Source organism: Micromonospora sp. NPDC005710 (assembly GCF_040630995.1).
Taxonomy (GTDB): Bacteria; Actinomycetota; Actinomycetes; order Mycobacteriales; family Micromonosporaceae; genus Micromonospora.
The window spans coordinates 61,930-75,437 of sequence record NZ_JBEXYP010000021.1; the positions used below are offsets into that span (position 1 = coordinate 61,930).

Annotated in this window: 9 protein-coding genes; 7 read left to right on the plus strand and 2 right to left on the minus strand. The window is 72.4% G+C overall.

All coding sequences use genetic code 11. The annotated features are described in order from the left end of the window. Window positions 1–149 precede the first annotated feature (149 nt). The 6 genes from ABZ406_RS24710 to fxsT are packed head-to-tail and all read left to right on the plus strand — an operon-like array spanning window position 150 to window position 9,315. Window positions 150–329 carry a hypothetical protein gene (locus ABZ406_RS24710; RefSeq protein WP_357766013.1) on the plus strand — a complete coding sequence of 60 codons (180 nt, stop codon included), beginning with the start codon at window positions 150–152 and terminating at the stop codon, window positions 327–329. Window positions 330–359: 30 nt separating this feature from the next. Further along, window positions 360–2,663, plus strand: coding sequence for an FxsB family cyclophane-forming radical SAM/SPASM peptide maturase (locus ABZ406_RS24715; protein WP_357766015.1), 2,304 nt, complete (start codon window positions 360–362; stop codon window positions 2,661–2,663). Next, complete coding sequence (locus ABZ406_RS24720) at window positions 2,660–3,469, plus strand: AAC(3) family N-acetyltransferase (RefSeq protein ID WP_357766017.1); 810 nt, start codon at window positions 2,660–2,662, stop codon at window positions 3,467–3,469. The genes ABZ406_RS24715 and ABZ406_RS24720 overlap by 4 nt, the downstream gene beginning before the upstream one ends. 52 nt (window positions 3,470–3,521) lie before the next feature. Then, entirely contained in the window at window positions 3,522–4,181 is a 660-nt protein-coding gene (locus ABZ406_RS24725; protein ID WP_357766020.1) for a TIR-like protein FxsC, read from the plus strand. Beyond that, window positions 4,178–5,449, plus strand: a complete 1,272-nt coding sequence (locus ABZ406_RS24730; RefSeq protein ID WP_357766023.1) for a TIR-like protein FxsC — start codon at window positions 4,178–4,180, stop codon at window positions 5,447–5,449. Before ABZ406_RS24725 ends, ABZ406_RS24730 begins: the two co-directional genes overlap by 4 nt. After that, entirely contained in the window at window positions 5,446–9,315 is a 3,870-nt protein-coding gene (gene fxsT, locus ABZ406_RS24735) for an FxSxx-COOH system tetratricopeptide repeat protein (protein WP_357766026.1), read from the plus strand. Before ABZ406_RS24730 ends, fxsT begins: the two co-directional genes overlap by 4 nt. 57 nt (window positions 9,316–9,372) lie before the next feature. Here fxsT and ABZ406_RS24740 read toward each other — a convergent pair whose 3' ends face one another. Continuing rightward, window positions 9,373–10,281 carry an alpha/beta hydrolase gene (locus ABZ406_RS24740; protein ID WP_357766029.1) on the minus strand — a complete coding sequence of 303 codons (909 nt, stop codon included), beginning with the start codon at window positions 10,279–10,281 and terminating at the stop codon, window positions 9,373–9,375. 220 nt (window positions 10,282–10,501) lie between these two features. Between ABZ406_RS24740 and miaB the strand changes: the two genes are divergently transcribed. Continuing rightward, a complete protein-coding gene (miaB, locus tag ABZ406_RS24745; RefSeq protein WP_357766031.1) occupies window positions 10,502–12,028 on the plus strand; it encodes a tRNA (N6-isopentenyl adenosine(37)-C2)-methylthiotransferase MiaB in 1,527 nt (508 codons plus the stop codon). A 39-nt stretch (window positions 12,029–12,067) separates the two neighbouring features. Here miaB and ABZ406_RS24750 read toward each other — a convergent pair whose 3' ends face one another. After that, complete coding sequence (locus ABZ406_RS24750) at window positions 12,068–13,429, minus strand: cellulose binding domain-containing protein (protein WP_357766035.1); 1,362 nt, start codon at window positions 13,427–13,429, stop codon at window positions 12,068–12,070. Window positions 13,430–13,508: the final 79 nt, after the last annotated feature.

The following is a 13,508-nucleotide window of genomic DNA, read 5'->3' on the forward strand; positions in this document are numbered from 1 at the left end:
CGGTCCACCGCGGTCTCCACTCGCCGTGCCGGCAATGGTACCGACGGTGACACTGGGTCGATATTTGTCTATCCTGGTCACGGACCAGAGCCGTTCGAGCCACAGCCGCCGCTCGCGCTCCCAGCGCCCCGGGCCCCCGGAGACTCATTGTGGACCATGCCCCCGCCCGCTCATCCCGTCCCGACCTAGACAATCTCACCCGTAGCCTGCACGTTCCGCTGGACCGGATCCCCGTCGAGCACGCCGAGGCGGTGCGCAGGCGGGTCGTCACCAACGGCTCGGTGCCGTCGGGCACCGTGCCCGTCGCCGCCTTCAACTCGTCCATCTGATCGATGGCCTGCCGGTGCGGTCCACCCAACGTGGACGGGTCCTGCCGGCCGATCAGTCAGTTCGTGCTGAAGGTGCACAGCCGGTGTGACCTCAGCTGCGACCACTGCTACGTCTACCAGCACGCCGACCAGACCTGGCGTGGCCGGCCGGCGAGGATGCCGCCGGCCACGGTCCGGGCGGCCGCGCTGCGGATCGGCGAGCACGCCCGCGACCACGGGTTGCCGGTCGTGCACGTGGTGCTGCACGGCGGTGAGCCGCTGCTCCTGGGCGCCGCCGGGTTGCGGGAGGTGCTGGCCGAGCTGCGCACGACGATCACCGAGTGGACGCGGCTCGACCTGCGCATGCAGACCAACGGCGTGCTGCTCGACGAGGAGCTGTGCCGGCTCCTCGTCGAGTACGACGTACGGGTCGGGGTGTCCTTCGACGGCGACCGCGCCGCCAACGACCGCCACCGGGTCTTCGCCCACGGCGGCAGCAGCCACGACCACGTCCGGCGGGCACTGGCCCTGCTTCGGCGGCCGGAACACCGCGCCAGCTACGCCGGCATCCTCTGCACCATCGACGTCCGCAACGACCCCGACCGGGTGTACGAGGCACTGCTGGCCGAGAGCCCGCCCCGGGTCGACCTGCTGCTGCCCCACGCCACCTGGGACGACCCCCCGCGGCGCCCCGGCCCCGACCCCACCCCGTACGCGGACTGGCTGGGGCGGATCCACCGGCGGTGGGTGGACGACGGGCGGTCGATGTCGATCCGGATGTTCGAGGCGTTGCGCCCGGGTGGCGGCGGCACCGAGGCGTTCGGTCTCGCGCCGGCCGACGTGCTCGTCGTCGAGGCGGACGGCAGTTGGGAGCAGGTCGACTCGCTGAAGACCGCGTACCACGGCGCGGCCGGCACCGGGTTCGACGTGTTCGACCACCCGGTGGACGAGGTCGCCGAGCACCCCGGTGTCGCCGTCCGGCAGGACGGCGTGGACGGCCTCTGTGCGACCTGCCGGTCCTGCCCGGTGGTCGACAGGTGCGGCGGTGGCCTGTACGCCCACCGCTGGCGCACCGGTTCCGGCTTCGACAACCCCTCGGTTTACTGCCCCGACCTGCTCCGCCTCATCGACACGGTGGACGCCTACCCGCCGCCCGCCCCGCCCGCGTCGGGCGAGTGGTCCGCCACCTCGCCCGTCGACGTGGTGCTTGACGACCTGGCGACCGGGCACGGGTCGGCGTCGACGCTCGCGGTGCTCGCCGCCACCCAGCTCTCCATCACCCGGGCGCTGCTGGTGGCCGCCCGGGACCGGTCCGCCACCCCCGCCGCCTGGGAGCTGCTCGTCCACCTCGACCGGGTGGCGCCGGAGGCGGTCCGGGCGGTCCTGGCGCACCCCTTCGTCCGGCCCTGGCTCGTGCACCGCCTCGACCCGTCGGCCCCGCCCGGCCCGGCGGTCGACCCACTGCCGGCCCTGGCCGTCGCGGCGGCCCTGCGGGCCGGTGTCCCGACCGTGCTGCCCGTCCCGGTGCGGGCCGACACGATCACGTTGCCCACACTCGGCAGCCTGGTGCTGCCCGGCCTGGGGCGGAGCGCCGAGGTGACCGTTCGGCCCGGCGAGGTCCAGGTCCGGGGTGGGTCGGTCGCGCGGACGGTCCTCCTCGATCCGCTGGCGTCGCCGTCGACCGGCTGGTTTCCGACCCGCGACGTGCCGGTGCCCGGTGGCCGGCTGCTGCTGGAGGACGGCGACCCGTACCGCGACTGCTACGGCCAGCCGGTGGAGTCCCGGCTGGAGGTGCCGGTGGCGCGGGCGTTGGGCCGTACCCTGGCGGCCGCCTGGCAGGTCGTGCACCGCGACGTGCCGGCGCACGCGGCGGCGCTCGACGGCGGTCTGCGTGCCGTCGTCCCGTTGGCGCCCGACCCGGCGCGACCCCTGCGGAGCGCTACCGCCCGGCACGCGTTCGGCGCGGTCGCCGTCGCCCCGCACGCCGACCCGGAGACGATGGCGGTGCTGCTCGTGCACGAGTGGCAGCACGCGAAGCTGGGTGCGGTCCTCGACCTTTACGACCTGGTCGAGCCGGGGCAGGACGGTCGGATCCGGGTGCCGTGGCGCCCCGACCCGCGGCCGCCGGAGGGCGTGCTCCAGGGGGTGTACGCGCACCTCGCCGTCACCCAGGTCTGGCAGTCCCGGGCGGCGCATGACCAGGGGGACGCGTCCGCTCACGCTGCCCACTTCCTCGGGTGGACCCGGGACGGCGTCGACGCGCTGTTGGCCAGCCGGTCGCTCACCCCGGCGGGTGAGCGGTTCGTGGGCCAGTTGCGTCACACCCTGGAGGAGACCCGTGTCGGGTCCCGATGAGTACACACCGCCCAGGCTGGACCTTCCCCCGCCTCGCCGACGACCTGCGGGCGTTGGGCGTACGCCCGGGGGTGTGCCTGCTGGTGCACTGCGGCCTGCGCCGGGTGGGCCGGCTGGAGCGCGGCCCGGCGACCCTCGCCGGCGCGCTGCGTTACGTGCTCGGCCCGGCCGGCACGCTGCTGGTGCCCACCCACAACGACGGCAACTCGACCACCTCGCGGGCCCACCTGGCGGCCATCGCCGGCATGGACCAGGCGCAGCGCGGGCGGTACGAGGCGGCGCTACCGGGCTGGGACCGGCGGACAACCCCCTCCCAGCGCATGGGTGTGCTCGCCGAGTACGTCAGGTGCACCCCCGGTGCGGTGCGCAGTGACCACCCGCAGACCTCGTTCGCCGCGCTCGGCCCTCGGGCCCGGCAGCTCACCGACGACCATGACCTCGCCTGCCACCTGGGGGAACGTTCACCTGTCGGCGGCCTGTACGCGGCGGACGGGCAGATCCTGCTGCTCGGCCTCGGCTACGAGGCGTGCACCGCACTGCACCTGGCCGAGTACCGGCTTCCCGAGCCGCCCACGCGTGACTACCACTGCTTCCGGCTCGTCGACGGGCTGCGGGTTCCCCTCCACTTCCGGGGGCTCGACCTGGACGACCGGGACTTCCCGACGGTCGGGGCGGCGCTCGACGAGACGCCCGTCGTGCGGCGTGGTCGGGTCGGTCGGGCCGATGCCCGGCTGCTGCCGGCACGAGCCGCTGTCGACTTCGCGACTACCTGGTTCGCCGCCAACCGGTTGGCGGCGCGACGTTGACGCGGGGACTACGCTGATGGTCCGGCCGCGTGGGGAGGGCGGAGGGGCAGCGGTGAGCACAGTGGACGCACCCTCCAGAACGCGCGCCCCGCTCTTCTTCATCAGCTATTCGCGGGCGCCGGTCGGCCGGGCCACCGGCAAACCCGCCGAGTACGTCTCCCGGTTCTTCGAGGACCTCTCCGTCCACGTCAGCGAACTGGTCGGCCCGGTGACCGGAGTGGACGCCGGATTCCTCGACACCTCGATCGCCGGCGGTGAACGGTGGAGCCCGGAGCTTCTCCAGGCCGCCGGCACCTGCCAGGTCTTCGTTCCGCTGGTGTCCAGCGCACTGCTCGGCAGCGAGTGGTGTGGCCGGGAGTGGGACGCGTTCTCCCGCCGACGGATCACCCCGCGACACAGTTCCGCCTCGGTCCACGAGACGGCGATCGTGCCGGTCACCTGGTCGCCGACGAACGGCACCGCACTGCCCCGGGTGGTTCGGGACATCCAGCGCTTCACCCCGACCGCGATGCCGGATCCCGACATCGCGGTGCACTACCAGCGGGACGGGGTCTACGGCTTGCTGACCATGCAGTGGGAAAACGCGTACCGGGCGGTGGTGTGGCGACTCGCCCAGCGGATCGTGGCCATCCACCGGTCGTACCTGGTGGAGCCGTGGGTGCCGGCGAGCGTGGACGAGCTGTGCAACCGCTTCGCCGAGGAGCCGACGTGAGCCCGCCGACGGACCGGCGCCGATCGGGGGCGCGGGGGACGTACTTCTTCCTGAGCTACGCCCACTCGGCACCGCCCCCGGGGGCCCGGGCCGACGCCGACGTCTGGGTCGGCCAGTTCTTCGCCGACCTGAGCGACGAGGTGCGGCGGCAGGCCCGCCCGGTTGCCGGGATGCGGATCGGCTTCTTCGACAAGCACATCCCGTTGGGCGCCGACTGGAAGGCCGCCCTCGCCGAGGCGCTCGGCGACGCCGAGGTCTTCGTTCCGCTGTACTCACCCGGCTACTTCAGCCGCCCCTGGGCCCTGGGGGAGCAGGAGTCCTTCCGGGCCCGGCTGTCCGCCGCCGGGCCGGCCCGGCTCACCGCCGGTCACCTCACCCCGGTGCTGTGGATCCCGTTCCCCCCGTGGGAGGCCCATCCGGAGCTGGACGGTGCCCTGGACCTGGGCCGGGACGTGCCGGAGTACGCCGCCGACGGCCTGCGCGCGTTCTGCATGCTCGCCTCCTACCGCACCCAGTACGAGCTGCTGCTGAGCCGCCTGGCGAGCCGGATCGTGCACACCGCCGAGCGGCGACCGATGGGCCCGTCGCGGGCACCCGGCCTGGACGAGGTGGTCCGTCCGGCGCCGACCGACCCGGATTTCGTCGTCGCCGTGCTGGCCCCGACCCAGGACCGGCTGCCGACCGATCGCGACCCCGCCGGCTACGCCACCAGCGGCCGGCTCTGGCGGCCGTACGCGCGCAGCCAGCAGTTGCCCGCCGCCGAGTACGCGGCCAGCACCGCCGAGCGGCTCGGGCTGTCGGCCCTCACCGAGGACTTCGCGCAGGCGGGCGCGTTGCTCGAGAGGCGGCCGGCGGTGCTGCTCGTCGATCCGTGGATCGCGGCGGCGCCGGACGCGGCAGCGGTCCTCGCCCGCCTGCTGCACGGCCTGCGCGAGTGGGTGGTCCCGCTGGTGGTCACCGACGACGACGACAGCCAGGACGCCACCCGCTGGGCCACCAGGGTGACCGAGTTGCTGCACGACGCCGGTCTGCCCCAGGTGAAGCGGGCGTGCAGCATGCCGGAGTTCGTCGACCTGATGCCGGCGCTCGTCACCGAGGCGCGCCGGCAGTTCCTCAAGTACGGCCCGGTCGTCCCCTTCGAACCACCGCCGGAGCCGGTGCCGAGCCTGCGGGACGGCCTGCCCCCCGCCGGCTCGACCGTTTCCACCGACCAGGCGTCCCCGCCTGATGATCCGGCCCCACCGCGTCCCCACGGAGAAGACCGATGAACAACGATCGCGAAGGCCAGGTCGTCACCTTCTATTCGTTCAAGGGTGGAACGGGCCGGACGATGGCGTTGGCCAACGTGGCCTGGATCCTGGCGGCCAGTGGCCGCAGGGTGCTCGTCGCCGACTGGGACCTCGAGTCACCTGGTCTGCACCGCTTCTTCCACCCGTTCCTCGACGCCGAGGCGATCCAGGGCACCAGCGGCGTGATCGACATGATCCGCGACTACGAGTGGGAGACCACCCGGGTCGACGACCGACCGGACCGCTGGATGGAGCAGTACGCCCGGGTCGGGCGGCACGCGTTCTCGCTGCGCTGGAACTTCCCCGACGGTGGCGGCCTCGACTTCCTGTCCGCCGGCCGGCAGAACAGCGACTACGCCGTCTCGGTGAGTGGCCTGGACTGGGACAACTTCTACAACCGGCTGGGTGGGGCGCAGTTCTTCGAGGCGCTGCGGGCGGACATGAAGCGCCAGTACGACTTCACCCTGATCGACAGCCGCACGGGGTTGAGCGACGTCGCCGACATCTGCACGCTGCACCTACCGGACACGCTTGTCGACTGCTTCACCCTCAGCGACCAGGGCATCGACGGCGCGGCCCGGGTGGCGCACTCGGTGCGGGACCGGTACCGGCGGCGCGACATCCGGGTCCTGCCGGTGCCGATGCGCGTCGACCAGGCCGAGAAGGAGCGGGCCGAGGCGGGTCGCCTGCTCGCCATGCGCCGGTTCGCCGGGTTGCCCGCCGGGATGACCGAGGCGGAACGGCGGCGGTACTGGGCCGCGGTGGAGGTCCCGTACCGGCCGTTCTACGCGTACGAGGAGACCCTCGCGACGTTCGGTGATCCGCCCGGCTCGCCGACGTCGCTGCTGTCCGCGTTCGAGACGTTGACCGGGATCCTCACCGACGGCGCGGTGACAGCGCTGCCGCTGATGGACGAGTCGGTGCGGGAGCGGGGCAAGGCGCGGTTCCGCCGACGCACCGAGGCGATCGACGACCAGATCGTGCTCCGGTACGCGCCGGAGGACGCCATCTGGGCGGAGTGGCTGGAGCGGGTGCTCAGCTCGGCCGGGCTGCGGGTGGTGGAGCCCGTGGCCGCCGTGGGGTCGGCCGGTACGCCGGCCCCGCGCACGTTGACTGTGGTCTCGCCGGCCTACGTGGCGACGCCGTCCGGTGGTCTGCCCGACCGGGACACCAGCACCGGCTCCGCGGCCCTGGCCGTGTACGTCACCGACCTGCGGCCGCTGGCGGAGTTCCCGTCGCAGAGTTCCACGAACCTGGTGAACGTGAGCGCCACGACGGCCGTGGAGCGGGTGTTGCGGCTGGTCGGCCGGCCGGTGCCGTCGTCGGCGGACGGGCCGGCGGGTGGCGCCACCCGCTACCCCGGCACCGAGCCACTGATCTTCAACGCCCCCAACCGGAACGCCCGGTTCACCGGCCGGGAGGACGACCTGGCCCGGCTGCGCGCCCAGTTGCAGAGCGGGGGCAGCGCCGTGGTGCTGCCGGTCGCCCTGCAGGGCATGGGCGGCGTCGGTAAGACGCAGGTGGCTCTGGAGTACGTGCACCGGTTCAAGGCCGCGTACGACGTGGTGTGGTGGATCGTGGCGGACCCGCCGCAGTTCGTCGACACCGCCCTCGCCGACCTCGCGGGTCGTCTCGGGATCCTCGTCGGGCCGACCCTGCCCGACACGGTCCGGTCGGTGCTCCAGGTGCTCGGTCGTGGTGAGCCGTACGAGCGGTGGCTCGTCGTGCTGGACAACGCCGAGGAGCTCGACCAGATCGAGCCGTTCCTGCCGCAGGGCCCCGGGCACGTCCTGCTGACCTCCCGTAACCGCGCCTGGGGTGACCGGGCGAACCCGATCCAGGTGGACGTCTTCGACCGCACCGAGAGCGTGTCGCACCTCGCTCAGCGGGTGCCGACGATCAGCCCGGAGGAGGCCGACCGGGTGGCCGAGGCGCTCGGCGACCTGCCGATCGCGGTGGCCGCCGCGGGCGCGTGGCTCGCCGACACCGGCACCTCGGTCGCCGACTACCTGCGGCAGATCGAACGGCACGGCCCCAGCGCCCTCTCCGTGGAGGCGACGTGGGACCTGTCGCTGAACCGGCTGCTCGAGCAGGCGCCTGCCGCGTACCGGCTGTTGCAGCTCTGCTCGGTGCTGGCCCCGGAGATCGCCCTCGAGCTCATCTACAGCGACGAGATGGCGGCGGCCCTCGTGCCGTTCGACCCGTCGGTGTCCGAGCGGCTCGTACGTGGCGCCCTGGTGCAGCAGATCAACCGCCTGGCACTGTTGAAACTCGACGTGCAGGGCGGTCGGGTCCAGGTGCACCGGCTGTTGCAGGCGGTGGTCCGCGACCGGATGACCGACGACGAGATCACCGCCGCCCGACACCAGGTGCACCTGGTGCTCGCCGCGTCCCGGCCCCGTGGCGACGTGGACGACCCGAGCACCTGGGCCCGGCTGCGCATGCTCTGGCCGCACCTGGAGGTCTCCGAGGCGTTGACCTGCCCGGACGAGTCGGTGTGTCAGCTGCTCATCGACCGGGTCCGTTATCTGTGGCAGCGCGGCGGTCTGGACCAGGCCGACGTGTTCAGTCAGGACGTGGACGACACCTGGAGCGCTCGGCTCGACGACACGAGTGGCGAGGAGGAGTCGCTGCCGCTGCGCCGCCAGTTGTTGCACCTGCGGTTCAACCGGGCCAACATCCTGCGCAGCCTGGGCCGGTTCGACGAGGCCCGGGACCTGGACGAGGCGGTGCTGGCCGAGCAACGTCGGCTGTTGGGCCTGCTGCACCCGCACAGTCTGATGACCGCCGGCAGCCTCGGCGCTGACCTGCGGGCGCTCGGCCGCTACGCCGAGGCCCTGGATCGGGACCGGTCCACCTACGCCTCCTGGCTCCAGGTGTTCGGCGAGGACCACCCCCGCACGTTGAGCGCCGCCAACAACCTCGCCGTCTCGTACCGACTGGTTGGTGACTACCGGTCGGCCCGTCGCTGGGACGACGAGGTGCACCAGCGGCGGCGGCTGGTGCTCGGCCCCACGCATCCGTACACCCTCGTCTCCGCCCTGCGGCTCGGCAGTGACCTGCGGGAGGCCGGCGAGTACGAGAGGTCCGCCACCCTGCTGCGCACCGTGTACGAGACGTACTGCGAGGTGCTCGGGCCGGATGACGGTCAGAGTCTCGCCGCTCAGGTCAACCTGGCGGTGTCGCTGCGCAGTTCCGGTCGGGGCAGCGAGGCCGCGCCGATGTTCGAGACTGCCTACCGCGAACTCGACGAACGCTTCGGCCCGGACAACCCGGAGACTGTGGCGTGCCGGTCGAGTCGCGCGGCGAACCTGTTGGCGGTCGGTGACGCGGCGCGGGCGCTCACCGAGATGACCGCCGTCCGCCAGGCGTTCGAGGAGTTGCTCCGGCTCGGCCCGGAGCACCCGCACACCCTGGCGACGGTGAGCAACATCTCGGCGGCGGAGCGGGCGCTCGGTCGCCGGTCGGATGCACTCGCGTCGGCGGCCCGTGCGGTGGGCGAGTTGCGCAAGGTGCTCGGCCCGGACCACCCGCACACCCTGGCGGCGGAGGTCAACCAGGCGGTGTGTCTCGCCGAGGAGGGCGACTGGGAGTCGGCGCGGGACCGGCTGCGGGAGACCGCCGGCCGGCTGGCGTCGGTGATCGGCGCGGACCACCCCGACACGCTGCGCTGCCTCGGTGATCTTGCCCTGGTGGCGAGGCGGGCCTCCGACGGCGCGGCCACCGAGGACGTCGGCGTCGTGGCGGACCGGCTGGCCGAGGTGATCGGGCCGGAGCATCCCACAGTGCAGACCCTGCGCGAACGGCGGTTCGTGGTCCGGGTGATCGACCCGCACACGATCTGACCGGGCGGTTCGGCGGGTGGCTCGGGTGTCCGGGTCGACCCGCCGGCCCGGGGGCGTTCAGAGTTGCGGGCTGGTGGCGAGGTCGGGTGTGGCCAGCCAGGTGAGGGTCTGCGGCAGGATCTCCACCGCCCCGAAATGCGCGGCGCCCGGCTGCACCTGCACCTCGGCACGCGGGATCCGCGCGGCGAGCCAGTGGGAGTGTTCCACCGGGGAGAAGCGGTCCTGCTCGCCGTGCCAGAGCCGGACCTCGGCGCGGATGGCGCCCAGGTCGAACCCCCAGCCGCGCCGGATCGCCAGAACGTCGTCGATCCACCCCTCGGGGCCGTGCCGCAGCGCCTCGGAGTACATGTCGGTGAGCAGTCGGCGGATCGCGATGTCGTCGACGACCCGGATGTCCTCGTCGGGCAGTTGGGGGCGGAGGAACTCCAACAGCGTCATCGGGTCCCGGCGGGCCTCGTCCGCGCGAACCTTCAGGTTGAGCGTCAGCTCGGCCAGGTCCTCGTCGGCCTGCCCGTAGTCCTCCACGTTCGATTCCGCCATGCCCGCGTACCAGTCCAGGTCGGGTGCGCCGGCCGGGGCGAGGCCCACCAGCACGGCGGCCCTGGTGACCCGGTCCGGCAGCAGCGCGGCGCAGGCCAGGGCGTGCGGCCCACCACCGGACCGGCCCACCACCGAGAACTGGTCGATGCCGAGGTCGTCGGCGATCGCGGCCACGTCGGCGGCGGCGTCGGCCACCCGTCGACCCTCGTGCCGGTCGGAGTCGCCGTACCCGGGTCGGTCGTAGCAGACGAGGTGCACGCCGAGGCGGTAGACGACTATGCCCCGGGGTCGGGGGCCGCTGCGGCTGCCCGGGGTGCCGTGCAGCAGGAAGACCGCCGGCCCGTCCGGTGCGCCAGAGGTCTCCACGGCGAGGTGCCGTCCGTCCGGGGTCGTGACGGTGCCCTGTGTCGCATCTTGTCGCGTCACGGTTGGCCTCCCGCGGGTCGTCATGTGCTCCCCCGTGAACGGAGCCGCGCATCGTCGGCGCCGAGTGCAAAGCCCCCGAAATCGCCCAGAACACATTCTTGTTGTGCAGCGTACTGCCCGTCGTGGATGCCCGCCATGGGCCAGCGGGTCAATGCCGGTGGGTCGGGCCACCCGAACGGGCCGCTACCCTGGTAGCCCGAGGGGAAGGGGCACCAAAAGGGTGGCTAGGACCTACAACGTCGTGACGTACGGCTGCCAGATGAACGTGCACGATTCCGAGCGGATCTCCGGCCTGCTCGAACAGGCCGGTTACGTGCGCGCGGTGCCGACCGACGACACCCCGGACATCGTCGTCTTCAACACCTGCGCCGTGCGGGAGAACGCTGACAACCGGCTCTACGGCAACCTCGGTCGGCTGCGCCCGGTGAAGGACAAGCACCCCGGGATGCAGATCGCCGTCGGTGGCTGCCTGGCCCAGAAGGACCGGGGCGACATCGTCCGCAAGGCCCCCTGGGTGGACGTGGTCTTCGGCACCCACAACATCGGCGCGCTGCCGGTGCTGCTGGAGCGGGCCCGGCACAACGCCGCCGCCGAGGTGGAGATCCTGGAGTCCCTCGACGTCTTCCCGTCCACGCTGCCGACCCGCCGCGAGTCCACGTACGCCGGCTGGGTGTCCATCTCGGTGGGGTGCAACAACACCTGCACGTTCTGCATCGTGCCGGCGCTGCGCGGCAAGGAGAAGGACCGGCGCCCCGGCGACATCCTCTCCGAGGTGCGCGCCCTGGTCGACGAGGGTGTGCTGGAGGTGACCCTGCTCGGGCAGAACGTCAACTCCTACGGCGTGGCGTTCGGCGACGCTGGCGAGCCGAACTGGAAGCGCAGTGGCGGCCGGTCCGCTTTCGCTGAGCTGCTGCGGGCCTGCGGCGACATCGACGGGTTGGAGCGGGTCAGGTTCACCAGCCCGCACCCGAAGGACTTCACCGACGACGTGATCGCCGCGATGGCCGAGACACCGAACGTCTGCCACTCGCTGCACATGCCGTTGCAGTCCGGCTCCGACGACGTGCTCCGGGCGATGCGCCGGTCCTACCGTTCCGACCGCTACCTGGGGATCATCGAGAAGGTCCGGGCGGCGATGCCGGACGCGGCGATCACCACCGACATCATCGTCGGCTTCCCCGGTGAGACCGAGGCCGACTTCCAGCGCACCCTGGACGTGGTCCGGCAGTCCCGGTTCTCGTCGGCGTTCACCTTCCAGTACTCGAAGCGGCCGGGCACCCCCGCCGCGACAATGGACGGCCAACTGCCCAAGCCTGTCGTGCAGGAGCGCTACGAGCGGTTGGTCGCCTGCGTAGAGGAGATCAGCTGGGCGGAGAACAAGCGCCTCGTCGGGGAGACCGTCGAGGTGCTGGTCGCTGTCGGCGAGGGCCGCAAGGACGAGCGGACCGGCCGGATGTCCGGTCGGGCCCGCGACGGTCGACTCGTGCACTTCGCCACCGAGTCCGCCGAGGGGCAGTCGCTCGCCGGCCAGATCCGGCCGGGCGACATCGTGCACACCACGATCACCTACGCCGCGCCGCACCACCTGAACGCCGACGGAGCGCTCGTCGCGCACCGACGGACCCGGGCCGGCGACGCGGCCGAGGCGGGGCGCTCCCCGCGTACCCCCGGGGTGTTGCTTGGTCTGCCGACGATCGGCGCACCGCCTGTCGCGCCCGCGCCCACCGCTGGGTGCGCCACGCACTGACCGCACGGAGGGGCCCCTCGAAGAGGGGCCCCTCCGCGGTCAGACGGTGATCCGGCCGGCGCCGGCGCCGGCCGTCACGATGGACTTGACGTTGCTCGCGGTGTCCAGCTGGTAGGAGTACGGGATTCCCGCCACGCTGCCGCCGGCCTGGCCGGTGGGCGAGTTGACGAAGTGGTTGTTGCGGGCGACCAGGCTGCCGGGGCCCGAGTCTCCCTCGCCGAGGTGGTACGGGTCGTCGACGTTCTCGAAGTAGTTGCCTTCGACGAGCACACCGGCGTTCTCGGTGGACGCGACGCCGTAGCCGCCGTTGGCCCGGTAGTAGTTGTTGTACACGTGCACCGGGTTGCCGAAGCGCACCCGGGGGTTGCGCTGGTTGCTGCCGTCGAACCAGTTGTGGTGGTAGCTCACCCGCAGGTGGCCGACGTCCTGGCTGGCGTTGTCGTCGCTGTGGCCGAGCAGCATGGTCTTGTCGTGGCTGGTGACCCGGTTCCACGAGACGGTGATGAAGTCCGAGCCGCGCTTGATGTCGACGGCGCCGTCGTACCCGTTGCTGAAGCTGTTGTGGTCGATCCAGATGTTGGTGGCCGACTCCTGCACGTTGATCGCGTCGTCGTCCCAGTTGCGGAAGGTCACATTCCGGATGATCACGTTGCGGTCACCGCTGACGTTCAGGCCGCAGCCGACGATCGTCGCCCCGTAGTTGCCGATGATGGTCTTGTTGGAGCGCACCCGCAGCATTCCCGAGCAGGTGATGGTGCCGGTCACCCGGATCACCGCGGCGCCGGTGGCGTTCAGTGCGCTGGTCAGGCCCGAGGCGTTGCTGACGGTGGTCGTGCCGGCATTGCCGCCGCCGGTGGTGCCGCCGTTCTGGGTGGCCCATCCGACGAGCGCCGACGGTTGCTGGCCGGGCGGGGGAGTGCTCGACGGTGGCGGGGTGCTTGGTGGTGCGGTGGTGGGCGGCGGCGTGGTCGGGGAGCCGCCGCCGGTGCAGGCGACGTTGTTGAGGGTGAAGCTGGTCGGGGCGAGGTTGACGGGGTCGCTCCAGCTGGCGTTGAAGCCGAACGTGGCGGCGCCGTTCGTCGCGAGGTTGCCGTTGTAGTCGACGTTCGTCGCGGAGACCTGCGCGCCGCTCTGCGAGACGGTGGCGCCCCACGCCTGGCTGACCTGCTGGCCGGCCCCGTACGACCAGCGCAGCGTCCACCCGGCGATCGGGTCGCCGACGTTGGTGACAGTGACGTTGCCGGTGAACCCGCCCGGCCACTGGCTGGCGACCGAGTAGGCCACCTTGCAGCCGGCGGCCGCCTGGGCGGACACGGAGGTCAGGAGGCTGGCGGTGACCAGTGTGGCGGTGGCTGCGGCGGTGGTGGCGATCAGCGTCGTTCGACGCCGTCCTGTGCGCATGCTGCTTCCTTTCGATGAGGCGGACGGAGGTGTCGCGACGCCCATGCCCGTGGGCGGCGAGTCTCGGCCGGGACCAGTG

Coding starts and splice junctions, on each gene's coding strand:
- ABZ406_RS24720 (WP_357766017.1), top strand. CDS start 2,660: ATGAGTACACACCGCCCAGGCTGGACCTTCCCCCGCCTCGCCGACGAC.
- ABZ406_RS24750 (WP_357766035.1), bottom strand. CDS start 13,429: ATGCGCACAGGACGGCGTCGAACGACGCTGATCGCCACCACCGCCGCA.
- fxsT (WP_357766026.1), top strand. CDS start 5,446: ATGAACAACGATCGCGAAGGCCAGGTCGTCACCTTCTATTCGTTCAAG.